Source organism: Streptomyces malaysiensis subsp. malaysiensis, from assembly GCF_040653035.1.
GTDB lineage: Bacteria > Actinomycetota > Actinomycetes > Streptomycetales > Streptomycetaceae > Streptomyces > Streptomyces malaysiensis.
In genome coordinates, this window is record NZ_JBEZNG010000005.1 from 295,332 (window position 1) to 318,251 (window position 22,920).

The 22,920-nt window shown below is 71.5% G+C and carries 21 protein-coding genes and 1 pseudogene; 12 read left to right on the forward strand and 10 right to left on the reverse strand.

From position 1 onward, the window contains the following. Nucleotides 1-42: 42 nt before the first annotated feature. Nucleotides 43-987: a non-homologous end-joining DNA ligase gene (ligD, locus tag AB0E24_RS13200; protein ID WP_359376661.1), complete on the reverse strand. Its 945-nt coding sequence runs from the start codon at nucleotides 985-987 to the stop codon at nucleotides 43-45. Between the two features lie 157 nt (nucleotides 988-1,144). On the opposite strand from ligD, the gene AB0E24_RS13205 reads away from it, so the two are divergent. Next, on the forward strand, nucleotides 1,145-2,194 hold the full coding sequence (locus AB0E24_RS13205) for a LysR family transcriptional regulator (RefSeq protein ID WP_231981373.1): 1,050 nt from the start codon (nucleotides 1,145-1,147) through the stop codon (nucleotides 2,192-2,194). Between the two features lie 42 nt (nucleotides 2,195-2,236). On the opposite strand, the gene AB0E24_RS13210 is transcribed toward AB0E24_RS13205, so the two are convergent. Continuing rightward, nucleotides 2,237-3,304, reverse strand: a complete 1,068-nt coding sequence (locus AB0E24_RS13210; protein ID WP_237287775.1) for an endonuclease/exonuclease/phosphatase family protein — start codon at nucleotides 3,302-3,304, stop codon at nucleotides 2,237-2,239. 164 nt (nucleotides 3,305-3,468) lie between these two features. Here AB0E24_RS13210 and AB0E24_RS13215 point away from each other — a divergent pair, with 164 nt between their 5' ends. Continuing rightward, nucleotides 3,469-4,683 (forward strand): alginate lyase family protein, encoded by a 1,215-nt coding sequence (locus AB0E24_RS13215; RefSeq protein ID WP_099014366.1) that lies wholly within the window; start codon nucleotides 3,469-3,471, stop codon nucleotides 4,681-4,683. A gap of 102 nt (nucleotides 4,684-4,785) precedes the next feature. On the opposite strand, the gene AB0E24_RS13220 is transcribed toward AB0E24_RS13215, so the two are convergent. Both AB0E24_RS13220 and AB0E24_RS13225 read right to left on the reverse strand, forming a co-directional pair. Next, a complete protein-coding gene (locus AB0E24_RS13220; protein WP_359376665.1) occupies nucleotides 4,786-6,324 on the reverse strand; it encodes an ATP-dependent DNA ligase in 1,539 nt (512 codons plus the stop codon). A 48-nt stretch (nucleotides 6,325-6,372) separates the two neighbouring features. Further along, nucleotides 6,373-6,993 (reverse strand): DUF7144 family membrane protein, encoded by a 621-nt coding sequence (locus AB0E24_RS13225; protein ID WP_435865274.1) that lies wholly within the window; start codon nucleotides 6,991-6,993, stop codon nucleotides 6,373-6,375. Nucleotides 6,994-7,268: 275 nt separating this feature from the next. Between AB0E24_RS13225 and AB0E24_RS13230 the strand changes: the two genes are divergently transcribed. From AB0E24_RS13230 to AB0E24_RS13255, 6 genes are all read left to right on the forward strand, one after another. Then, nucleotides 7,269-10,019, forward strand: a complete 2,751-nt coding sequence (locus AB0E24_RS13230) for a SpoIIE family protein phosphatase (RefSeq protein WP_079152741.1) — start codon at nucleotides 7,269-7,271, stop codon at nucleotides 10,017-10,019. Between the two features lie 287 nt (nucleotides 10,020-10,306). Continuing rightward, the gene (locus AB0E24_RS13235; protein WP_359376668.1) at nucleotides 10,307-11,881 is read left to right on the forward strand and encodes a sensor histidine kinase; all 1,575 of its coding nucleotides are present in this window, start codon (nucleotides 10,307-10,309) and stop codon (nucleotides 11,879-11,881) included. Between the two features lie 14 nt (nucleotides 11,882-11,895). Then, nucleotides 11,896-12,324: a roadblock/LC7 domain-containing protein gene (locus AB0E24_RS13240; RefSeq protein WP_069860310.1), complete on the forward strand. Its 429-nt coding sequence runs from the start codon at nucleotides 11,896-11,898 to the stop codon at nucleotides 12,322-12,324. After that, nucleotides 12,321-12,680 carry a DUF742 domain-containing protein gene (locus AB0E24_RS13245; protein ID WP_069860309.1) on the forward strand — a complete coding sequence of 120 codons (360 nt, stop codon included), beginning with the start codon at nucleotides 12,321-12,323 and terminating at the stop codon, nucleotides 12,678-12,680. The genes AB0E24_RS13240 and AB0E24_RS13245 overlap by 4 nt, the downstream gene beginning before the upstream one ends. Continuing rightward, complete coding sequence (locus AB0E24_RS13250; protein ID WP_370684983.1) at nucleotides 12,661-13,305, forward strand: GTP-binding protein; 645 nt, start codon at nucleotides 12,661-12,663, stop codon at nucleotides 13,303-13,305. The genes AB0E24_RS13245 and AB0E24_RS13250 overlap by 20 nt, the downstream gene beginning before the upstream one ends. Beyond that, nucleotides 13,302-14,576 (forward strand): cytochrome P450, encoded by a 1,275-nt coding sequence (locus AB0E24_RS13255; protein WP_087684252.1) that lies wholly within the window; start codon nucleotides 13,302-13,304, stop codon nucleotides 14,574-14,576. Before AB0E24_RS13250 ends, AB0E24_RS13255 begins: the two co-directional genes overlap by 4 nt. Before the next feature lie 88 nt (nucleotides 14,577-14,664). On the opposite strand, the gene AB0E24_RS13260 is transcribed toward AB0E24_RS13255, so the two are convergent. Together AB0E24_RS13260 and AB0E24_RS13265 are read right to left on the reverse strand one after the other, a co-directional pair. Beyond that, the gene (locus AB0E24_RS13260) at nucleotides 14,665-15,342 is read right to left on the reverse strand and encodes a response regulator transcription factor (RefSeq protein ID WP_099014372.1); all 678 of its coding nucleotides are present in this window, start codon (nucleotides 15,340-15,342) and stop codon (nucleotides 14,665-14,667) included. After that, nucleotides 15,343-16,524 (reverse strand): sensor histidine kinase, encoded by a 1,182-nt coding sequence (locus AB0E24_RS13265; RefSeq protein WP_100806719.1) that lies wholly within the window; start codon nucleotides 16,522-16,524, stop codon nucleotides 15,343-15,345. It abuts the gene before it with no gap. Between the two features lie 189 nt (nucleotides 16,525-16,713). Here AB0E24_RS13265 and AB0E24_RS13270 point away from each other — a divergent pair, with 189 nt between their 5' ends. The 3 genes from AB0E24_RS13270 (at nucleotide 16,714) to AB0E24_RS13280 (ending at nucleotide 19,528) form a co-directional block, all read left to right on the forward strand. After that, entirely contained in the window at nucleotides 16,714-16,959 is a 246-nt protein-coding gene (locus tag AB0E24_RS13270) for a hypothetical protein (protein WP_359376672.1), read from the forward strand. Between the two features lie 262 nt (nucleotides 16,960-17,221). After that, nucleotides 17,222-18,697, forward strand: a complete 1,476-nt coding sequence (locus tag AB0E24_RS13275) for an alpha/beta hydrolase (protein WP_359376674.1) — start codon at nucleotides 17,222-17,224, stop codon at nucleotides 18,695-18,697. Nucleotides 18,698-18,916: 219 nt separating this feature from the next. Beyond that, nucleotides 18,917-19,528: a TetR-like C-terminal domain-containing protein gene (locus tag AB0E24_RS13280; RefSeq protein WP_069860298.1), complete on the forward strand. Its 612-nt coding sequence runs from the start codon at nucleotides 18,917-18,919 to the stop codon at nucleotides 19,526-19,528. Nucleotides 19,529-19,625: 97 nt separating this feature from the next. Here the strand turns inward: AB0E24_RS13280 and AB0E24_RS13285 are convergent, their stop codons facing one another. The 4 genes from AB0E24_RS13285 to AB0E24_RS13300 form a co-directional block, all read right to left on the reverse strand. Next, the gene (locus AB0E24_RS13285; protein ID WP_351374097.1) at nucleotides 19,626-20,354 is read right to left on the reverse strand and encodes a DUF305 domain-containing protein; all 729 of its coding nucleotides are present in this window, start codon (nucleotides 20,352-20,354) and stop codon (nucleotides 19,626-19,628) included. After that, nucleotides 20,351-21,019, reverse strand: a complete 669-nt coding sequence (locus AB0E24_RS13290) for a thioredoxin-like domain-containing protein (RefSeq protein ID WP_359376678.1) — start codon at nucleotides 21,017-21,019, stop codon at nucleotides 20,351-20,353. Before AB0E24_RS13290 ends, AB0E24_RS13285 begins: the two co-directional genes overlap by 4 nt. Nucleotides 21,020-21,106: 87 nt before the next feature. After that, nucleotides 21,107-21,583 carry a hypothetical protein gene (locus AB0E24_RS13295; protein WP_359376680.1) on the reverse strand — a complete coding sequence of 159 codons (477 nt, stop codon included), beginning with the start codon at nucleotides 21,581-21,583 and terminating at the stop codon, nucleotides 21,107-21,109. A gap of 250 nt (nucleotides 21,584-21,833) precedes the next feature. Continuing rightward, complete coding sequence (locus AB0E24_RS13300) at nucleotides 21,834-21,968, reverse strand: hypothetical protein (protein ID WP_359376683.1); 135 nt, start codon at nucleotides 21,966-21,968, stop codon at nucleotides 21,834-21,836. A gap of 240 nt (nucleotides 21,969-22,208) precedes the next feature. Here AB0E24_RS13300 and AB0E24_RS13305 point away from each other — a divergent pair. Beyond that, a pseudogene (locus AB0E24_RS13305) lies at nucleotides 22,209-22,898 on the forward strand (response regulator transcription factor); the annotation flags it as partial. Nucleotides 22,899-22,920: the final 22 nt, after the last annotated feature.

Here is a 22,920-nt window from a genome sequence, read left to right on the forward strand (position 1 = left end):
CGCGAGGCACACGAGACGCGTGAGACGCGTGCCGCTCAAGCGTTAGCCCTCGCCCCCGCCCTCCGCGAGCCGCTTCAGCCGCTCGCGCGGGGCGCGCAGCGAACGGCCCCTGGTGTCCGTACGGGCCCAGGGGTCGTCCGCGAGCCGCTCGCGGAGGGTCCGCAGCGTCCAGCGGTCCGACCGCAGCTCCGGGTCGTCCAGCTCCCGCCCGTCGATGGGCGTGGCGACGGGGGCTCCGGGGCGGGCGCGCACCGCGTACGGGGTGACGGCGGTCTGCGCATAGGCGTTGCGCTGGATGTCCAGGTAGAGCCGGCCGCGCCGGTTGGCCTTGCGCGGCTCGGTGGTGAGCCGGTCGGGGTGGCGGGCGGCCAGCAGATCGGCGGCGTCACGGGCGAAGGACCGCACGGTGTCGAAGTCGGCGCGGCGGTCCAGCGGGACGATGATGTGCAGTCCGCGGGAGCCGGTGGTCATCAGCAGCCCCGGCAGCCCCAGCTCGCCGAGCAGCCCGCGGCAGCGGCGTGCGGTCCAGCGCACCTCCTCGAAGCCGGACTCCCCCGACGAGGGCGGATCGAGGTCGAAGACCAGCCGGTCGGGGTGGTCGGGCCGGTCGGCGCGGGAGAGCCAGCGGTGCGGGGTGACGCATGCCTGGTCGGCGAGGTAGAGGAGGGTCGCGGTGTCGTCGCAGACCACATGGACGACCTCGCCGCCCTCTTTGGGGAGTACGGCGCGGCGCACCCAGTCCGGAAAGTAGCCGGGTGCGTTCTTCTGCATGAGCGGCTTGCCGCCGATTCCGTCCGGATGGCGTTCCATCATCAAAGGGCGGCCGCGCAACTGCGGAATGATGCGCCGGGAGACCGAACGGTAGTACTCGACGAGATCCCACTTCGTGATCCCGTCGCCGGGGAAGAGCTCCTTTTCCGGCCGGCTGATCCGTACGGTGCGGCCCCCGCTCCTGACGTTCCGCGCATCGGTCCGCTTCTCGCTCATATCGGGCCCGGGTAGCCACATGGATCGCTGACTAAACTCTGAAGTCAGGAAAACCGTAGGACGTTGAAAAGCGGGGGAAATCATGGTGAGACCCGGATCGCCCGGCCCGCCGACGACGGATCGGCGCGGCCGCTGGGCGCAGAGCCCGCTCGCGCTCATGGATACCACGATGGACCAGTTGCGCACTCTGATCATGGTCCATGAGGCCGGTACCGCACTGGGCGCCGCACGGATTCTGGGCCGCGAACAGTCCAGTGTGCAAAAGCAGATCGACACCATGAACCGGAACTTTCGCGAGCTTTGCGGCGAACCTCTCATACTCAAGCAGGGGCGTGGCAAGGACGTGCTGTTCACCGGCACCGGAGAAGCCCTGGTCGAATTGGCGCGCGGAACTCTCGGCGACTGGCTTGACGGCATCCATGAGTCGCGGCGGCGCTTGGGAAAAACCCTCATGGTGGGCACCACCCGATTTACCCTCAGCTATCTGGCGGGCGCCGGGGAACGGGTGGCCGACGACTTCCGGCAGCGCGCCATCGAGCTCAAGGTCGGCCATGTGCGCACCCGGGATGTGCTGGCCAAGCTGCGGGCGAAGGATGTCGACCTGGTGTGCGGCTCGGTGGTGACCAGGCCCGAGGGGGACGATGAACTCGCCGCCTTCGACGTGATGGAGTGGCGCCGCAGCGGGGTCTCGCTGCTGACCAATCTGTCCGCGGCCGAACTGCCCGGCCCCACCGCCCCGACCAGCGCGCTGCGCACCCTGCCGCTGGTGGTCTCGGCCAGCGGGCTGATGGCGGGGGTGCTGCACACCTGGTTCGGCGGGGACTACCGCAACAAGCTGCGCATCGCCGCCGAGATCGACACCGTCAACTACGGTTTCGAGCTGCTGCGCTCGGGTCTGCTGCGCGGTTGCATGCTGGTCACCAAGGGCGTCGCGGACGCGGCGGGCGATCCGAGGGTGGCGTACGGACGCGGGCTGCGCGCCGTCGAGCTGGTCAATGACACCGGGCCCCGGCTGGAGGTGCTGCTGGGCGCCTTCGCCCGGCGCGGTGAGCGCGCGTCCTACGACGCCGCCCATCCGCTCAATCTGCTCTGGGACGCGCTCGCGCAGGAGAACGCGCGCTGGCAGCGGGAGCAGCGCTGGCCGACGGCGGGTCTGGAGCCCGATCCGTTCGAGCTGGCCAACTCGTACGACCCGAGCGAGAGCTGAGCGGGAGCCGAGCGATAGGCGAGCGGGAGCCGAGCCCCCGGATCAGCCCCGCGGTCCGTACAGGTCCAGCTCCACCAGCAGCGCCCGGTGGTCGGTGTGCGGCAGATCCAGGAAGCGGGCGGTGCGCGGCCGCAGCTCCTGGCTGACCAGCACATGGTCGATCTGCGCCCCCAGGACCGGGGTCGTGGCCCTCGGCCAGCTGGGCGTGCGGGGGACTCCGGCGGCCCGTGCGCCGTCCCGCAGCCCGGTGTCCAGGACGGCGCGGAACGCGGCGTGGTCCTGGGTGGCGTTGAAGTCGCCCGCGATCAGGGTGGGTTCCCCGCCCCGCCCGGCGGCGTAGGCCCGCAGCCGCCCCAGCTCGGTGCGCCAGAGGTCCACCCCGCCCGGTACCGGCGGCATGGGGTGGGCGACCTGCATCCGCAGCCGCTGCCCCGCGATCCGTACGACGGCCTCCGGCATCCGCAGCGTTCCGCGCACCCCCTCCGCCGGGGTCAGCGGATGGCGGCTGAGGATGGCCGAGCCCGCGGCGGGGCTGTCGCCGAGGGCGATGCTCCGGTACGGGTAGGCGGTGCGCACGTCGGCCGAGTCCAGTGCCTCGGCGCACTGCGTATCGCACTCCTGCACGGCGACCAGATCCGGCCGCTCCCGGCGCAGCGCGCTCAGCAGCCCCTCCCTGGCCTGGCCGAACTCGAGGTTCGCGGTCATCACCCGCAGCCGGGCGAGGACCGGTCCGCGCGGCTCGGGCAGTGGGCCGTTGTCGTACGGCTGGATGAACCACCCGGTGGCCGCCGCTGCCGCCAGCGCCCAGCCGCACCCCAGCGGCCAGCGGGCGGCCGTGCCGAGCAGCAGGCCGAGCGCCGCCGGGACCAGCAGCCAGGGCAGAAAGGCCAGCAGCTGAGGTATGGGGGTGATGCCGTCGGTGTCCGTGGCCCGGCAGAGCACCACCACGCTGACCAGGGCCAGCGGCGGCATCGCGCACCAGGCCGCCCAGCGCCGGCCCCGTCCGGCGGGGAGCCGTAGCAGCCGGCCGGCGGCGCGACGGGCGCCGCGCGGGGCGCCGGGCGGCCGGCCGGGGTCGGCGGCTTGGTCCTCCGCGACTGTCGTCTCCACGCTGGGCCTCTCGATCGGGGCGGGGGCGCACATTCTCTCGTACGCACAGAAGGTCTAGACCTTGACGTGTTCATGAGCTAACTTCCCGGGGCATCGCAGGAGTTCATGTCGGCATCCGTTGTTCACATACAGGAACCCATCGCATCGACAGGAGAGCCGCCCCCATGCGCACCAGAGCTCTGTATCTCGCCCTCGCCACAGCGCTGGCCGCGCTGTTGGCGGGCGTCCTCACCGGACCGGCCACGGCCGGGCAGACCCAGCCGTCCGCCGCGCCCGAGGCCACCCCCAAGGCCGCCTTCACCCACCCCGGCGTCCTCGTCAGCCGCGCCCAGCTCGACTTCGTCCGCTCCAAGGTGAACGCGGGCGCCCAGCCCTGGAAGGGCGCGTACGACGCGATGCTGGCGAGCCCGTACGCCTCGCTGTCGCGCACCCCCAAGCCCCGCGCGGTCGTCGAATGCGGTCCCTACTCCGACCCCAACATCGGCTGCACCGATGAGCGCCAGGACGCGCTCGCCGCCTACTCCCTCTCGCTGGCCTGGTACATCAGCCGCGACAGCCGCTACGCCGACAAGGCGATCCAGATCATGGACGCCTGGTCGGCCACCATCAAGGACCACACCAACAGCAACGCCCCGCTCCAGACCGGCTGGGCCGGGTCCTCGTGGCCCCGGGCCGCCGAGATCATCCGCTACACCTACGACGGCTGGTCCGCCGCCTCGATCGACCGCTTCAAGACCATGCTGCGCAACGTCTATCTGCCGAAGGTCATCGGCGGTTCGAACTCCAACGGCAACTGGGAGCTGACGATGATGGAGGCCGCCACCGGCATCTCCGTCTTCCTCGACGACCGGGCCGGCTACGACAAGGCCATCGCCAAGTTCCGCGGCCGCGTCCCCGCCTATGTCTACCTGGAGTCCGACGGCGCCCTGCCCAAGACCGCGCCCGGCAGCGGACTGGACACCCGCGACAAGATCATCAACTACTGGCAGGGCCAGTCGACCTTCGTCACCGGCCTCACCCAGGAGACCTGCCGCGACTTCACCCACACCGGATACGGCATCTCCTCCATCTCGCATGTCGCCGAGACCAGCCGCATCCAGGGCCAGGACCTCTACCCCGAGGTGGGCGAGCGGCTGCGGCAGGCGCTGGGCTTCCAGTCGAAGTACGAACTGGGCGAGGCCCCGCCGTCCTGGCTGTGCGGCGGCAGCGTCAAGCGCGGCCTCGGACCGGTCACCGAGGTCGGCTTCAACGCCCTGCACACCCGGCTCGGCACCGCCATGACCAACACCCAGAAGCTCACCGAGCAGCAGCGCCCGGCGGGTACGAACAGCCTCTTCCTGGGCTGGGAGACCCTGACCCACGCGGAGAACCCCGCCTGATTCCCCGGTTGACCAGGGGCCGACCCCGGGCCGCCGCGCGGCCCGGGGTTCCGGCGTCCCGGGCCTCCGGGGTCCCGGGCCTCGGGCCGCCGGGCCCCGTCGTCACCCGGCTCGCAGCGCCAGCACGGTCTCGACCGTGTCCGCCTGATCCGCGGGCTTGTCCTCCCGGTAGCGCAGCACCCGCGCGAACCGCAGTGTGACGCCCGCCGGATAGCGGGACGAGCGCTGGAGCCCGTCGAAGGCCACCTCCACCACCAGTTCCGGCCGCACCCGCACCACCCAGCCGTCGTCGCTGACCGCGATCCCCAGCAGCGCCTCCGTCTGCCACTCCAGCATCGCGTCGGTGAGCCCCTTGAAGGTCTTGCCCAGCATCAGATAGGTGCCGTCCGCCGCTCGCGCGCCCAGATGGAGGTTGGACAGCTTCCCGGTGCGGCGGCCGTGCCCCCACTCCGCCGCAAGCACCACCAGGTCGAGGGTGTGCACCGGTTTGACCTTCAGCCAGGACGCCCCGCGCCGGCCCGCGCCGTACGGCGCCTCCAGCGCCTTGACCAGCACCCCCTCATGGCCCCTGGCCAGCACGTCCGCGGCGAACTCCCGTGCCGCCCGCCGGATTTCCGGATCCGCCGGGTCGTCGGCCACCAGCCGTCGCACCCGCCGGGGCCCGGGGGTGATCCGGGCCAGTTCGGCATGGCGCTCATGGGCCGGGAGGTCGAGCAGATCGCGGTCGTCCACCACGAGCAGATCGAAGAAGACGGGGGACAGCGGCAGCGCGGCCGACGCCCCGGGCACATCGAGCCGGGAGCCGACCCGTCCCGAGGTCTCCTGGAACGGCCGGGGCCGCCCCTCGGCGTCCAGCAGGATCACCTCGCCGTCGAGGATCGCCCGGTCCACCGCCAGCTCCCGCGCGGCCGTGACGACCTCCGGCAGCCGGTCGGTGATCTCGTCGAGGGTGCGGGTGTAGATCCGTACGTCCGCGCCGTCCCGGTGCACCTGCACCCGGATCCCGTCCAGCTTCTCCTCGACCGCGCACGGCCCCAGCCGGTCCATGGCCTCGTCGAGGTCCTTGGCGCTCTGCGCGAGCATCGGCAGCACCGGCCGCCCCACCTCGAGCCGGAAGTCGGCCAGCGCCTCCGGGCCGCGCGCCAGCAGCGCTCCCGCGACCGCGCCCAGCGAACCGCCGAGCATCACCGCCCGCCGCACCTCGGCGGCCGGTGCGCCCACCGCCTCGGCGAGCCCCTCCACGGCCAGTCCCTCCAGCGCCCCCTGCCGCAGCTCGCCGCCGATCAGGCCGAGCAGAAAACCCTGCTCCTCCTTGGTCGCGGCGGACAACAGCTCGCCCACCAGCCGTTTGCGGGCCGCCGTCGCACCGCTGCCGGAGACCGCCGCTACCCGGCTCAGGGCCTCGTCCACATCGAGCACCGTCAGCGTGGGCTCGGCGGCGGGTTCCCGCCGGTGGCGCAGGGTGGACCAGCCCACTCCGGTGCGGCGCTGGGGCAGCTTGCCCGCGAGGTAGGTGATCACCACGGCCGCCTCGGCCGGTTCCGTACGCCGGAACATCCGGGCCAGCGCGGCGATCTTCTCCGAGCGGGCGGAGGTGGCCGCGACCTGGCGGGAGGTCCGCGCGACATCAGCCAGCAGCATGGCTCCAGCCTGCCCCGCACCCCGGGGGGAAACCAGGTGCGGCGCCCCTCAGGCGGGGTGTCCCGGCTCCGTGTGCCCCGTGTCGCCGCGTCCGGTGTCGCCACGTCCCATGTCGGTGCGGCCCGTGTCCGTGCGGCCCGTGTCCGTGCCTCCCATGTCCGCGCGGCCTGTGTCCGTGCGGCCCATGTCCGCGCGTCCCGTGTCGCCGCGTCCCATGTCGCCACGTCCCATGTCCATACGTCCCGCGCCGCCACGGCTCGGCCCGGCGCACAGCGCCCAGATGACGAGGGCGTCGACGATGAGCAGCACCGTGGCCCAGACCGGGTAGTACGGCAGCCATAGGAAGTTGGCGATCAGAGCCAGACCGGCCAGCACCACACCGGTGACGCGGGCCCACATCGCCCCGGTGAACACCGCGAATCCGGCGACCAGGAGGGCGATGCCCACGCCCAGGTGGACCCATCCCCATCCGGCGAGGTCGAACTGGAAGATATAGCTCTGCGTGACCAGGAACACCCGGTCGGTCTGGATGGCCGAGATGCCCTGGAGCAGGTTCATCAGACCACTGAAGATCATCATGACCGCCGCGAAGACGAGCCATCCGCTCACCGCCCGGTGCATGTGGCCCGGGGCGGCCCCTGTCTGAACTCCACCGGCGTGACTGGCCATGTCGGGCTCCTTCGTCAGGCGCAATCGGCGCCGCCATGACACCGATATGCGGCAATAAGGGTGAATTACCCTTTTTCTTAGATTTGCATAGAGCCTCGCCTTCGGCACCTCGCCCACCGAAGGCCCGCCCAAAGTCCTGTCGCGGGGCCCGCGATGGGAGCGTTCCGTAAGCGGCTCGATACGGAAAGTCGTGCGTCGCATGCGGAATGTAAGGGCGCCTGGCCAGCGGAAGCGGAGATTCGCCTTCCAGGAATTCCCGGTGTAGATGTATCTGTATGGCCCGGTTTATGGGTCGATCGTGGGCTGCCCGCATGTTCCCCGGTCGGCGCCCACGGAGTCGGCGCCGGGAGCGCCCGGAGGTGGCGGGCCGGCGCTTTCGATCGTGGCTGAGCGTCCGCAGCGTGGCCGGGCAGGTCTTCGTTCTCCAGCTGGTGATCGTGCTGCTGCTCGGCGCGGCGGCGACCTTCGCCCTCGTGCTCCAGGTGCGGCACGACGCCACCGACGAGGCCCGCGGCCGGTCCATCGCGGTCGCCGAGTCCTTCGCCAACTCCCCCGGTATCGTCCAGGCCCTGCACAGCACCAGTCCCACCAAGGTGCTCCAGCCGAGGGCCGAGGCCGCCCGCAAGGGGTCCGGGCTGGATTTTGTCGTGGTCATGGACACCAGGGGGATCCGGCTCACGCACCCCAATCCCAACCGGATCGGCCAACACTACGTCGGCGTCATCGAGCCGGCGCTGCACGGGCACACCATCACCCATACCGGTCCCGGCACACTGGGGGAGGCGATGGACGCGGTGGCGCCCATCTTCGACAGCCACCACAGGGTCGTCGGCGCGGTCGGCGCGGGGATCACCATCCAGAAGGTGAGCGGGCTCGCCAACCGCCAGCTGCCGCTCCTGGTCGGCGCCGTCTCCGCCTCGCTCGTCCTCGCCACCGGCGGCACCGCGCTGGTGACCAGGCGGCTGCGGCGGCAGACCCGCGGCCTGGACCCGGTCGAGATGACGCGGATGTACGAGCACCATGACGCGGTGCTGCACTCGGTGCGCGAGGGCGTGTTGATCGTCGGCGGCGACGGGCGCCTCGTACTGGCCAACGACGAGGCGTCCCGGCTGCTCGATCTGCCGCGGCGGCCGGAGGGGCGGCTGGTGGACGACCTGGGCCTGGAGCCCCATGTCGCCGACGTACTGGCCTCCGGACGCGATGTCACCGACGAGGTACTGGTGGCCGGCGACCGGCTGCTGGCCATCAACAACCGGCTGACCGACCGGGCCGGCGGACCGCCCGGCAGCGTCGCCACCCTGCGCGACTCCACCGAGCTGCGCGCCCTCTCCGGCCGTGCCGAAGTGGCGCAGAAGCGGCTCAAACTGCTCTACGACGCGAGCGTGGAGATCGGCACCACGCTCGATGTGGGCCGGACCGCCGAGGAGCTGGCGCAGGTGGCGGTCGACCGCTTCGCCGACTTCGTCACCGTCGACCTGGCGGAGCCCGTGGCGCGCGGCGATGAGCCGCTGGCGATCGGCGGCGTCGAGATGCGCCGGTCGGCCGTCCACGGCATCCGCTCCGATCCCCCCTTCTATCCGGCCGGCCGGATCTTCTCGTTCGTCCCGTCCTCACCCCAGGCGTTCGGGCTGAGCGGCGGTGAACCGGTCGTGGAGGCCGATCTCTCCGAGGCCACCGGCTGGCAGGCCCAGGACCCCGAGCGGACCGCCAAGATCATCGACTACGGCGTCCGATCGCTGGTCACCGTGCCGCTGCGGGCCCGGGGCGTGCTGCTGGGCGTGGTCAACTTCTGGCGCATGAAGCAGCGCGAGCCCTTCGAGGAGGAAGAGGTCTCCCTCGCCGAGGAGCTCGCCTCGCACGCCGCGGTCTGCATCGACAACGCCCGCCGCTACACCCGCGAGCACACCATGGCGGTGACCCTCCAGCACAGCCTGCTGCCGCGCGCCCTGCCCACCCAGAGCGCCCTGGACGTGGCCTTCCGCTATCTGCCGGCGGAGTCGGGGGTGGGCGGCGACTGGTTCGATGTCATTCCGCTGCCGGGGGCGCGGGTGGCGCTGGTGGTGGGTGATGTGGTGGGGCACGGTCTGCACGCGGCGGCGACGATGGGACGGCTGCGTACGGCGGTGCACAACTTCTCCACCCTCGACCTCCCGCCCGATGAGATCCTCTCCCACCTCGACGATCTGATCGCCCGGATCGACCAGGACGAGGGCCCCGGTGGGCCGAACGGCAGCGGCGGGGGCGGCGGCAGCGAGGGGATCACCGGGGCCACCTGTCTGTACGCGATCTACGATCCCGTCACCCGACACTGCATGATGGCGCGGGCCGGTCATCCACCGCCCGCGCTGGTGCGTCCGGACGGTTCGGTGGAGTTCCTGGACCTGCCCGCGGGGCCGCCGCTGGGCCTGGGCGGGCTGCCGTTCGAGACCGCCGAGGTGGAGCTGGCCGAGGGCAGCCATCTCGTCCTCTATACCGACGGGCTCATCGAGGACCGCCGCCGGGAGATCGACACCGGACTGGAGATGCTGCGCGCGGCCCTGTCCCACCCCGGCCGGACGCCCGACGAGATCTGCACCGAGGTGCTGGACGCGCTGCTGCCCAGCAACCCCAGCGATGACATCGCCCTGATCGCCGCCCGTACCCGGGTCGTGGGCGCCGACCGTGTGGCCTCCTGGGACGTGCCGTCCGACCCCGCCGCCGTGGCCGGGGTGCGCGCCGATGTCATGCGGCAGCTGGAGGAATGGGGGCTGGACGAGGTCGCGTTCACCGCCGAGTTGGTGCTCAGCGAGCTGATCACCAACGCCATCCGCCACGCCACCGGCCCGATCCGGGTGCAGGTGCTCCGCGACCGCGCCCTGATCTGCGAGGTCTCCGACTCCAGCAGCACCTCCCCGCATCTGCGGTACGCGGCGACGATGGACGAGGGCGGCCGGGGGTTGTTCCTGGTCGCCCAGTTCGCCGAGCGCTGGGGCACCCGCTACACCTCGGGCGGCAAGGTCATCTGGGCGGAGCTGGCGATTCCGTAACGGCGCGGCTCACGGCGATGCGGGGCGTGTCCCCCGCGCAACCCCTCCCCGTACGACCCGGCAGGGCGATTCCCCGTACGACCCGGCGGGGCGATGGCCGCCGATGGCGGCGGCATATGCGTCCGGAAGATGACGCTCCACGGCGCCCGGATTTGACGGATCGTCATGATCCATGTGCTGGGAGGGACCGGTCAAAGTGGCGTGACTCCACTAACATGTGGCGCCCACGGCTTGATGTCCGCGTGGTCCAGCCGAAAACCCTCAACGCGCCCATGAGGACCTGATAGATGTCAGCACACATATCCAGCCATCCGTACAAAGGGCCCTCGGTGACGCGGTCGGCCCTGGCCGTCCCGCTGCTGGCAGCCGTCGTCGCCGGTGCGGCGGGACTGTGGGTGACCACCGCGGTCCCATCCGACCAGCGCGCCCTCGTCGCCGTCTTCTGCGGAGCCGCCGCCGTGCTGCTGGGCGTGGCGCTCGCGGTCGCCACCCAGCGTTCGCTGACCATCGGCCGGCTCCGGGAGCGGGTCACGGCGCTGGAGAACGCGTCCGCCGCGCGGGAGATCGAGGCCACCCGGCTCGCCGAGGAAACGATTCCGTCCGCGGTGCGGCAACTGCGCGCGGGCGGCTCGGTGGAGACCGTGGTCACCCGCATGGAGCGCCCCACCAGCAGGGCCCATCAGCAGCTGCTGCGGACGCTGCTGCGCGAGATCGGTGACGGTGAGCGGATGCGCGCCTCCGCGATGGCCGCGTGCGCCAACGCCGCGGGCCGCGTCCAGGCGCTGGCCACCAGCATGCTGGCCGATCTGCGGGAGATGGAGAACCGCCACGACGAAACCGTCCTCGGCGATCTGCTGAAGCTGGACCACACCACCGCCCAGGCGGGCCGGATCGCCGACAGCATCGCGGTGCTGACCGGTGCGCGCTCCGGGCGCCGCTGGACCAAGCCGATCGTCATGGAGTCCGTGCTGCGCGGCGCGATCGGCCGGATCAGCGCCTTCCAGCGGGTACGCGTCCACTCGGCGAGCAACGCCGCGGTGGCCGGTTACGCGGCCGAGGGCGTCATGCACGCCCTCGCCGAGCTGATGGACAACGCCGCCAGCTTCTCGCCTCCCACCGAGGAGGTGCATGTGTACGTCGAGGAGACGCACGCGGGCGTCGTGGTCACCATCGAGGACGGCGGACTGGTGATGGGCCCGGCCGCCCTGGACCGCGCCCAGAAGGCCGTCTCCTCCGAGAGCCTGGACCTGATGAGCCTGTCCGGCACCCGGCTGGGCCTCGCGGTCGTCGGCTGTCTGGCCCGTAAGCACGGGCTCACCGTCTCCTTCCGGCCGTCCGCGCGGGGCGGCACCGGTGTGGTCGTCCTGATCCCGCAGCAGCTGGTCACGCACCTCAGCCAGGACGCCGTGGTCCTCGACACGCCGGGCTCGGTCCGCTCCGGGTTTCCCCGGCCGGCGTCCGCAGGGTCCACCGGATCTGCCGCGTCCACCGCCACCGCCACCCTGGCCCCCGCCACCTCGCCGTCCACGCCGCCGTCCACCTCGCCTTCGTCCGCGCCGGACCCCGCCGAGCAGCCCTCGCGGGTCAACGGACTGCCCAAGCGGCGCCGTGGCGAGACGCTCGCCGCCGCCACCCGGGCGGCTGCCCAGACGGCCGAGGAGGAACCCAAGGCCAGGACGAGCCGTCCACGACCCGAGGAAGCCGGAGCCCGCTTCGGCGCCTTCCGCCAGGCGGCCCGGGGTGGTTCCGCCGCCGGTGCCCCGTGTGACACCGAGCCTTCGGTATCCGCGGAGCACACCGAGTCCGCCGAGTCCGCCGAGTCCGCCCAGTCCGCCGAGCCTGCCGAGAACGACAAGCCGTGACAGAAGGAACGCCGATGAACACCACTGACCGCAGCTTGGACTGGTTGTTGGAGAACCTGCTGGAGAAGACCCCGGGCTCGCGCCACGCCCTGGTGCTCTCACGGGACGGGCTCAAGCTGTGCCTCTCCTCCGGGTTGTCCGTGGACCAGGCCGATCAGCTGGCGGCCATCGCGTCGGGCATCCAGAGCCTCGCCCATGGCGCGTCCATCGAGTTCGGCGACGGCAGCGGCGGCGTACGGCAGTCGATGACGGAGTTCCACGGGGGAATTCTGTTCATCGTCGAGGCCGGCGAAGGCGCCCACCTCGCCGTGGTGGCCCATGATGATGCCGATGTCGGCATCATCGGCCACAACATGAACGAACTGGTCGAGCAGATCGGGGACCATCTGCGCGCCGCTCCGCGGGTGGCCGCGGGCGGCAGCGGCGGCGGGACGAAAGCATGATCCGAGGCCCGCTGGACAAGGAGGGGCCGGACCGGCTGTACACCGTCACCGGCGGCCGCAGCCGGGCCGATGAGAGCCGGTTCGACATGGTCACGCTGATCGTGAGCGAAAGCGACCCCACCCCCGGGATGCAGTCCGAGCACGTCAGGATCCTGCGGATGTGCCGCCGCCCCCTGTCGGTCGTGGAGATCTCCTCGTATCTGGAACTGCCCGTCAGCGTGGTCAAGATCCTGCTGTGCGATCTGCTGGACACCGGCCGGATCACCGCGCGCCATCCGCAGGTGGCCCGCCCCGGCGGTCGGCTGCCCGGGCCCGAAACCCTGAAGAAGGTGCTCGTTGCACTCCAGAATCTCTGAACGCACCGTCAGCACCGCGCTCCCCGGCGGCTCCGGGCACGCCCCGCTGCGGGAGAGCGCGAGCAACGGTCTCAAGATCGTGATCGTCGGCGGGTTCGGCGTCGGCAAGACGACGATGGTGAAGTCCGTCAGCGAGATCCGCCCGCTCAGCACCGAGGAGACGATGACCCAGGCGGGCGTCGGCATCGACGACTCCTCGTTCGTCCGCGACAAGACCACCACCACGGTGGCCTTCGACTTCGGGCGGATCAGCCTGGACGAGCAGATGGTGCTCTATCTGTTCGGCGCCCCGGGCCAGGAGCGGTTCTGGTTCCTGTGGGACCGGCTCTTCTCCGGGACCCTGGGCGCGGTGGTCCTGGTGGACACCAACCGGCTGTCCGACTCCTGGTACGCGCTGGACCGGCTGGAGCACCACGGCACACCGTTCATCGTGGCCCGCAACAACTTCACCGAGCCGCGGCACACGCTGGAGGAGGTGCGGGAGGCGCTCGACCTCCCGCCCGATGTGCCGATGATCGACTGCGACGCCCGCAAGCGCGACTCCAGCAAGGCCGTACTGGTCGCGCTCGCCCGCTACCTCTACTCCCTGTCCACCAACGGCGCCGCCGGGGAGAGCACCGCGTGACCACCCCTGACCCCGCCTCCCCGCCGGAGCCCGTCTTTCCATCGGCCCCGGCGCCGCCCGACGGGGTGGTGCCCGCCGGGTCGGTGCCGCTGGACTATCAGCGGTTCCGGGACGAACCGGTGGAGCTCTACCGGGAGTTGCGCCGGGAGCACGGCCCGGTGGTGCCCATCCTGCTGGACGGGAAGATCCCCGTCTGGATGGTGCTCGGCTATCGCGAAGTGGTCCGGGTGACCACCGACCCCAACCGCTTCGCCCGCGACTCCCGCCGCTGGCACTCCTGGCATCTGGTGCCGCCCGACTGGGAGGTGACGACCTTCGTCGGCTACCGCCCGACCATGCTCTTCAGCGAGGGCGCCGACCACCAGCGGCGGTCCGAGGCCATCTGCGACGGTCTGGCCTCGGTGGACCAGTTCGAACTGCGCGCCCAGTGCGAGCGCGTCGCCGACCAGCTGATCGACACCTTCGCGGGCAGTGGCCGCGCCGATCTGGTGGCCGAGTACGCCAGCCAGATCCCGCTGCGGGTGGTGACCCGGCTGTACGGCCTGGACGACGCCGAATCCGCCGCCCTCCAGGACGATTCGTTCCACCTCACGGGGTCCGAGGCCCCCGTCGCCCTCCAGAAGATGCAGACCCGCATGGAGGCGCTGATCAAGCGCGTCCGGGAGAACCCCGACCAGGTCAACGTCGCCGCCCATCTGGTGTCCCACCCCGCCGGGCTCACCGACGACGAGATCATCAACGATCTGCTCGGCTCCATCTACGCCGTCCAGCAGCCCACCAGCGACCTGATCGGCAACGCCCTCCGGCTCATGCTGACGGACGAGCGGTTCGCCATCACCCTCTCCGGCGGCCGGCGCAGCGTCGGCCAGGCGCTCAACGAGGTGCTGTGGGAGAACACCCCGGTCCCGTTCTGGATCGGCCGCTGGGCCGCCGAGGACACCATGCTCGGCGGACAGCGCATCAGAAAGGGCGACTGCCTGATGCTGGGCCTCGCCGCGGCCAACGCCGACCCCGACGTCCGCCCGGACTTCCACTCCGGCGCGGGCGGCAACCAGGCCCATATGGCCTTCAGCCACGGCAAACACGGCTGCCCCCCGGCCGCCCGCGAAATCGCCGAGGTCATCGCCACCGCCGCCATCGAGGTCCTCCTCGACCGCCTCCCGGACGTCACCCTCTCCGTCCCCCCGGACGACCTCGACTGGCGAGTCACCCTGCTGATGCGCGGCACAGCCGCCCTCCCCGTCCAATTCACCCCGGCCCATCTGCACTGACGGCCCGGCCCCCGGTGGCTGCCGCACCACCGGGGGCAGCGGGGCGGTCGAACATGCCACCCTCGCCGTCCCCACCCCGGACGACCGGTCATTCCTCCGCGTCGCGGACCAGGAGTGCGATCTGTACCCGGTTTTCGACGGCCAGCTTGGCGAACAGGTTGCCGGTGTGTGCCTTGACGGTCGCGATGCTGATGTGCAGCCGCTGGGCGATCTCCGGGTTGCCCAGTCCGTCCGCGATGGCGCGGGCGGTCTGGAGTTCCCGTTCGGTCAGTGCGGACAGCTGTTTCCGCGCGGCCTCGCGGGATGAGCCGCGGGCGTGGGAGGACCGCGGGCTGGTGGCCGCGGCGATCACCCGGGCCGTGGCCGCCGGTGACAGCACGGGGTTGCCGTCCGCGACGGTCCGTACCGCGTCGAGGATGTGCGGCGGTGGGGTGTCCTTGAGTACGAACCCGAGTGCTCCGGCGTGCAGTGCGCCGAGCACCAGATCGTCGGAGTCGAACGTGGTCAGCATGAGCACCCGCGGCGGCGCCGGTCGGGCGAGGAGTTCCCGGGTCGTGCTGAGACCGTCGCGGCCGGGCATCCGCACGTCCATCAGCACGACGTCCGGCCGGTGCTCGTTCACCACGGTGATCGCGGCGTCCCCGTCGGCCGCCTCCGCGACGACGCTCAGGTCCGGTTCGCCGTCGATGACGAGCCGTAGCGCCATGCGCACCAGCTGTTCGTCGTCGACGATGACGATCCGCACCGGGTCCCGACGGGTGTCCACTCATGTTCTCTTTTCGTGCGTGGGGTTCGGCCAGGGTAGTCGTGCGGTGAGGAGGTATCCGCCGTCGGGTGTGGGGTGGTGGTCGAGTCTTCCGCCGGCGAGGTTGATGCGTTCGGTGAGGCCGAGCAGGCCGAATCCCGAGGCCGGTGGCTGTGCGGTTTGTGCCGTGGCCGCGGAGTTGCGGACGCTGACGCCGAGCGTGTCGCCTGCCGCGCCTTCGAGGGCGATGTGTACATGTGCGCCCGGGGCGTGTTTGACGGCGTTGGTCAGCCCTTCCTGGACGATCCGGTAGCAGGTTCGTCCGACGACGTCGGACGGTGTTCCCGTCACGGTGGTGGTGAGCGTGACGTCCAGTCCGGAGGTGCGGGCGTCGTCGACCAGTTCGGGGATGCGGTCGAGGGAGGGCTGTGGTGGTTCCGGGCGGCCCGGGTCGGCTCGGAGCACCCCGAGGACATCCCGTAGTTCCTCCAGGGCTTGGTGCGAGCCGTCGGCGATGCCGCGGACCAGCACGCGGTTCTCCTCGGCTGTGAGGTTGCCGCGGTGGTCCAGCACTCCGGCCTGCATGGCGACCAGGGAGATCCGGTGCGCGAGTACGTCGTGCATCTCGCGGGCGATCCGGTTGCGCTCCAGGGCCCGCGCCTGCGCCGCTCGTGCGGTCTGTTCCCGTTCCGCGCTCTCCGCCCGCTCCCGCAAGGAACGCACCTCGACCCGCCGCGCTCCGACGGCCATGCCCGCGGCCACCGCGATGCCCGCGATCAGCACCGGGAACGAGATCTGGAACCACAACGTGCCGGGCGGGCTCTGGACCGGGTAGAACGAGTCGGCGAACTGCGACGCGGTCACGAAGGCCAGCCCGACGACCCCGATCTCCACCGGACGGCGACGAGTGGAGATCGAGCCCAGCGCCAGGAGCGAGGCGCCGGCGGCGAGTGACGACGCGGTCGAGGCGATGGAGACCGTCATGGCGACGGCGAGCGGGAACCGCCGCCGCCACAGAAGCGCCGTCAGGCAGCCGAGAGCCACCAGCGGATCACCGATGAGGAACCACGAGCCGGTTTCGGCCGACTGCCCCCGCAGCACCACACCGGTGGAGAGCCAGACCGGTATGCCCGCCGCGGCGGCCGCCGTCAGCCGCCAGGTCTGCTGCCACCACCCGAGCCGTGGCGCGACGTCCGTGTTCACCTGGTCATTATCGCGAGACCGTGCGGCCGGCGAGTCGGACCGAGGGCTGATGCGCCCTAGACCAGAGTCGAAGCACCGCCTCGCCCGCGGTCGAGGTCGGTTCCGGCCGCCGGGCCGATGTGCCGGCCGCGCCGCCCCGACAGGCTCGTTCATGTGCCGAGACAACCGGATACGAGACGGAGAAGCGCGATGCGCGAGGGTGGCTTAGCGGCGCTCGAGGCGGTCGGGATGGTGATCACGGCCCTGGCCGGCCAAGCGGTGATCCACGGTCTGCTCGACCAGGACTCCGAGCCGCTGTGGGGCATCTTCAGCGGGGTTCCGGGCGGCCTGGCCGGCCAGCTGGTTCTCCTCGGATTCATCGGGCTCGTCGCCATGGTGTCCGGTGGCTGGGCACACACCCGCCGGGGACCGACCGGACACCGACCGGGTCGGTGATTCCGGGGGAAACCGCGGCCGGGAAACGGCCGGACGCGATCCGGGACGACGCGATCCGGGACGACGTGATCCTGGGCGCGATCCGGGACGACGCGATCCGAACGACGGACTCGCTCCCACCGCACCACCGGAGGAACGCCGGTGGCCTGTTCAACCACGGCACGCGGCAGGCGACCGGGCCCGCCGGGTCCGCCGGGCCCGCCGAACCCGCGCCGTTCCGGCGCCCCCGTGTGCCCCGTGCACCCCTTCAGGAGGACATCAGATGCGCAGAACCCTGTCCCTCGCCCTCACCGCCACCGTGGTCGCCGCGGCCGCGATTCCGGGAGTGTCGGTGGCGGCGACGCCGAAGGTTTCGGTGGCGACGACGCCGGACACCGTGCGGTGGGGCCCGTGCCCGGAGGACGTCACCTCACCCCGTCTCGAGTGCTCGACGCTCGAAGTCCCGCTGGACTACCGGCATCCGGACGGCCGGCAGATCGAGATCGCGATCTCCCGGCTGGCGAGCGAGGACCCGTCGCGGCGCCGCGGTGTGCTGCTGACCGACCCGGGCGGGCCCGGCGGCGCGGGGCTCGACTACCCGGCCGTTCTCGCCGGTTCGGGGCTGCCGCGGAAGGTGCTGGACTCCTACGACGTGATCGGCTTCGACCCGCGGGGCGTCGGTCACAGCACACCGGTGACCTGCGATCTGACGCAGGAGCAGCAGTACCGCGGCAACTTCGCGCCGTACGCGCACACCGCGGCCGACGTCGCGCGGGAGGCGGGGAACGCGCTGACCGTCGCCGAACAGTGCGCCACCTCGCGGACGGCATGGATGCTGCCGCACACCACCACCGCGAACACCGCGCGCGACATGGACCGGATCCGGGCGGCGCTGGGCGAGCCGAAACTCTCGTACCTCGGTCACTCCTACGGCAGCTACCTCGGCGCGGTGTACGCGACGATGTTCCCGGAGCGCGGCGACCGGGTCGTGCTCGACAGCAACTTGGGTCCCGGCGGTTACGACGCCACGGCCATGCGGTTGTTCGCCCGTGGACTGGAGGACCGGTTCCCGGACTTCGCGGCGTTCGCGGCCGCGCGTCCCGAGTACGGGCTGGGCACCACACCGCGGCAGGTGACCGCGAAGTTCTTCGAACTCGCGGAGAGGTTGGAGGCGAAGCCGGTCCAGGGCATCGACGGCAACGCGTTCCGCGGGTTCACGTTCGACCGTCTCTACGCCGATGGGCTCATGCCCCAGCTGGCCGAGTTCTGGCAGGCGCTCGACACGGACCGGCCGGTGCCGTCCATTCCGCCGTTGCCGAACCTCGAGAACCTCATGGCCGCGCGTTTCTATGTGATATGCGGCGATACGCGCTGGCCGGGAACGGTCCGGGAGTATCAGCGCAATGTGGCGGTCGACCGGCTGAAGTATCCGATGCTGGGCGGGTCCACGGCCGGCATCGGACCGTGCGCGTTCTGGCCGACCGAGCGGGTCGAGCCGCCGGTGCGCATCGGTGGCCGGGGCCCGTCGAACGTGCTCATGGTGCAGAACGAGCGCGACCCGGGGACGCCGCTGACCGGCGCCCGGAAGCTGCGGCGGGCGTTCGGAGAGCGGGCCACGATGGTGACGGCCGACCAAGGCGGCCACGGCGTCTATCCGTTCGGCCCCAATACGTGTGCCGAAGACGCGGTGACGACATTCCTGACCACCGGACAGCGCCCGGCACGGGACCTCGCCTGCGCGGCGGAGCCGAGCGAGTAGGAGAAAAGGCAGCGTGCCTGGACCTTCCTTCCCCTCGTGAGGAAGGTCCGGCAAACTCCGCGCCACGTTGCCTTAATGCGCTATCGCGCGCATTAAGTAACGGGTGTCACACTAGCGAGGGGTGTGTACGCCGTGCAATGGGTTACCCGGCGTATGGCGCCCTGATGTCGTGAAGATCTGGTGCTCACGAGGGTGGAGGGGCCGTAGAGTCGGCGCGTCATGACAGAGCGACCACCGCATGGGTCGGCTCGCCCAGGGGGGCGTACGGCCCGGACCCGTGCCGCCGTGTTGGCGGCCGCGTACGAGGAGCTCGACCGCGATTCGATCGCCGCGCTCACCCTTGACCGGCTCGCGCGGCGGTCGGGGGTGCATGTGTCGACCATCCGGCGGCGCTGGCGCACGGTGGAAGGGGTCGTCGTCGATCTGCTGGCCGAGCGGAGCTCGGTGCTGCCCACGCCGGACACCGGGGACTTCCGGCGGGATCTGACGCAACTCACCGAGGCCATCGCGGACTTCAACAACACGCTGCGCAACCGCAATGTGATACAGGGGCTGCTCGCGGCGGCCGCGCATGACGCACGGGTCGAGGAGATCGTCCGTAGCGCGTTCATGCGGCGGACCGAGGAGGTGACCTGGATCGTGCGGCATGCGATCGAACGGGGGGAGATTCCCGGGGACACCGACGCGTGGGAGGTCATCGCCTCGCTGGCGGCGCCGCTCTACTACCGGGTGCTGATTCTGCGCGGGGTCATCGACGAGCGGCTGGTGCACACCACCGTCGAGGCGACGTATCAGGCGGCTCGGTCGGGGGTGTTCGTGCGGAAGGGGTGATGGCGCCCCGCGGCCCACCGGGGGTGATGGCGCCCTGCGGCCCCGGGGGTGATGGCGCCCCGAGCCCGCGCGGGCTCGGGGCGCCATCGGCGTCGCGTCAGGCGGACGCGCCGCGTGCCTTGAGCATGTCGGCCATCAGCTGGATCTCCGACTGCTGGCCCTGGACCATCGTCCGGGCCAGATGCTTCTCGGTCGAGTCCTTGACCAGCTCGACCGCGCCCTTCGCCATGTCGACGCCGCCCTTGTGATGGGCGGTCATCAGCTTCAGGTAGAGCACCTCGGCCGCCTTGCCCTTGGCCTTGCGCAACTCGTCGAGCTGGGTGTTGGTGGCCATGCCCGGCATGAGCGAGCCGTCGTGCGGCTTGTACGCGCCGCCGCCGCCCATGCCCTTCATCGAGCCGTGGTCCATGCCCTCCATGCCGTCCATGCCGTTCGACGACGCGTTCTTCATCCACGTCATCGGCGGGTCCTCGGACGTCTTGTCCAGCCCCCACATGTCCAGCCAGCCCTGGAGCATCCCGGCCTGGGTGGCCTGCGTGCTGGCGATGTCGAACGCCAGCCGCCGCACCTCGTCGTCGGTGGTGCGGTCACGCACGATGAACGACATCTCCACCGCCTGCTGATGGTGGACGGACATGTCGCGGGCGAAACCGGCCTCGGCGGAGGTGTCCTTGGGCGTACCCGTGTCGGTCGTGCCCTCCGAGCGGTCGCTGGTCAGCCACAGCACCGCCACCGTCACCAGCGTCAGCAGGGCCAGGGCGGCGGCGATCCCCGCCACCAGCGGCTGGCGTGACGCGCGGCCGACGGCGGTCGTCCCGTCGCTCACGAAGTCTTCCCGTTGGTGCAGTAGGCGCCGGGCTCGGGGGTCTGCTTGCCCTGGACGAACTTCTTGAAGAAGTCGGCCACCCGCGGGTCGGACGCCTTCTGGACGTCCAGCTGGTTGCCCCACGCGTTGAGGACGATCGGCGAGTCCTGCTCCTGGTAGGGGCTCATCAACGAGTACGGGGTCTTCTTCACCCGCGCCGTGAGGGCGTCGACGTCCTCCTTCGACGCCTTGTCGGTGTACGTCACCCACACCGCGCCGTGCTCCAGCGAGTGCACCGCGTTCTCCTTCGTCAGCGGCTTGGTGTAGACGTCGCCGTTGCAGTTCTGCCAGACCTGGTTGTGGTTGCCGCCGACCGGCGGCGACATCGCGTACTCGACCGTGCCCTGGACATGGGTCCGGCCCAGGTTCTTCCAGGTCTTCATGCCCTTGAACTCGCCGGTCCGCACGACCGACGAGGTGACCTTGGCCTTCTTCTCGTCCTTCTTGTTGCTCGCGTCGACGAGGAAGTAGCCCCCGACGGCCAGTCCGGCGACGATCACCGTGACGGAGGTGATGGTGATGATCCGGTACCGGCGCTCGCGCGCCTTCTCCGCGCGGCGCAACTCCTCTATCTTCGCGCGGCGGTCGGCCGCGGTGCCCTTCGTCTTCGATCCCTTGGAGCCCATGGCTGTCCTCAACCTCGCAGTACTCGCAGTTCGCGCAGTTCGCACGCTGGATGGGTGGAGCGGTGAATCGCGGTTACCGGCGTCGGCCTAGGTCCGAATCACTTGGAGCTGATGGAGGCCGAGGGCGCGGACGGGGTGGTCGGGCGGCGCCCGGACGGAGTCCGGGCCCCGGGTGCCGTCGGGCGGTGGAACCTCGGCGAGGGAGGGCGGGGGTACGGGCGTGGGCACCAGGGCCTGGACCACTCCCCGGGGACCCGCGACACAGTTGTCGCTTCCGGGCCCGGGGCCGGAGGCGTCCGCCGGGCCGTGCCCCGGAGCCGGATGGCTGACCGGCCCCTCGGGCGGCTGCTGGTCCGGCGCGCGGTCCGCCAGCCGGTGCGGGCACCTCGTGGACAGGGTGTTGTGGTCGGCGGCGGGGTGGATGCACGAGGGCGCCACCCATATCGCCGCGGCGAGCAGCAGCACGGCACGCCAGACGGCGGCGGGCACGGTGCCGCGCACCGGGTCCCGCCGTATATGGCCCCTCCGTATGTGGGCCTCTCCTCCGCCCTGCCCTCTGCCCATCGGGCCAGATCGTAACCACTGCGACTGTCGCGATGAATGGGTCCATGGCGGAACGCGGCAAACGCCTGGTGGCGGCGCGGTGGCGCGGCACCGGGCGCACGGGCGTCAGCGGCGTCCGGCATCAGGGGCCCTGGGCGTCGGGGGCGTCCGGCATCAGGGGTCCCGGCGTCGGGGGCCTCCGGCATCAAGGGCCCCGCGCGTCAGGGGCGTCCGGCGTGCCACCCCGCTGCCCGCTCGCGCCCCGGGCGCGTCAGTTGACGGTGAGGCGGTTACGGGAACGGTAGGGCCCCTTGGGCCCCAGGGCGTCCAGGGGGTCGAGGGCGTCCGGGGGGTCCGCGGGGTCCGGGGTCTCCTGGGCGTCCGGGGCGGTGGCGGGCTGCGGCACGCTGGCTCCTCGGCGGGCGCGGCGGGATAAGCGGGATAAGGGCGTGGTGGGAAACGGGCGCGGCGGGACGGGCGCTGGGAAGCGGCGGCGGGAAATGGGCGGCGGGAAACGGATGAACCAGCTCTCATCCCACGATGCGGACGTGTCACTGTCAATTGGCCCAAAGGCTGTGCCGGGCCCCTGGACCGGGCCGGGCGCACCGCGGGGCACGTACCATGCCCGGCCGGAGGTGGTACGGACATGGGTGGCACAGGCGGCGGTCGCGTCCTGGTGACCGATGACGACGCGGCCATACGGCGGTCCCTGGAGCGCGGGCTGCGGCTCAACGGGTTCTCCGTGACCCTCGCGGACGGCGGCCACGCCGCGCTCGCCGCGATGCGCGACGCCGAGCCCGATGTGGTGGTCCTGGACATCTCCATGCCCGACCTGAGCGGTATCGAGGTGTGCCGCGCCCTGCGCGCGGACGGCGACGACGTGCCCGTCCTGATGCTCTCGGCGCTGGACGAGGTGTCCGACCGGGTGGCCGGGTTGCAGGCCGGGGGCGACGACTACCTCGTCAAGCCCTTCGCGCTCCAGGAGTTGGTGCTGCGGCTGCACGCCCTGCTGCGCCGCCGCCCGCCCGCCGCCACCGACCGGGTGCGGGCGGGTGCGCTGGAGATGGTGCCGGAGGCCCGGGAGGCATGGCTGGACGGGACGCCGCTGCGGCTCACCCGGCGCGAGTTCGAGCTGCTGGACGTGTTCGCCCGCAACGCCGGGATCGTGCTCACCCGCGATCAGCTGCTGGATCGCGTCTGGGGCTATGACTTCGACGTGCGGACGGACGCCGTGGACACCTTCGTCAGCTATCTGCGCCGCAAGCTGGAGGCGGGCGGCCGCCCCCGGATGCTGCACACGGTGCGCGGGGTGGGCTTCGTCCTGCGGCCGTCTGGGTCGGCGGGGTCGGCGGGACCGT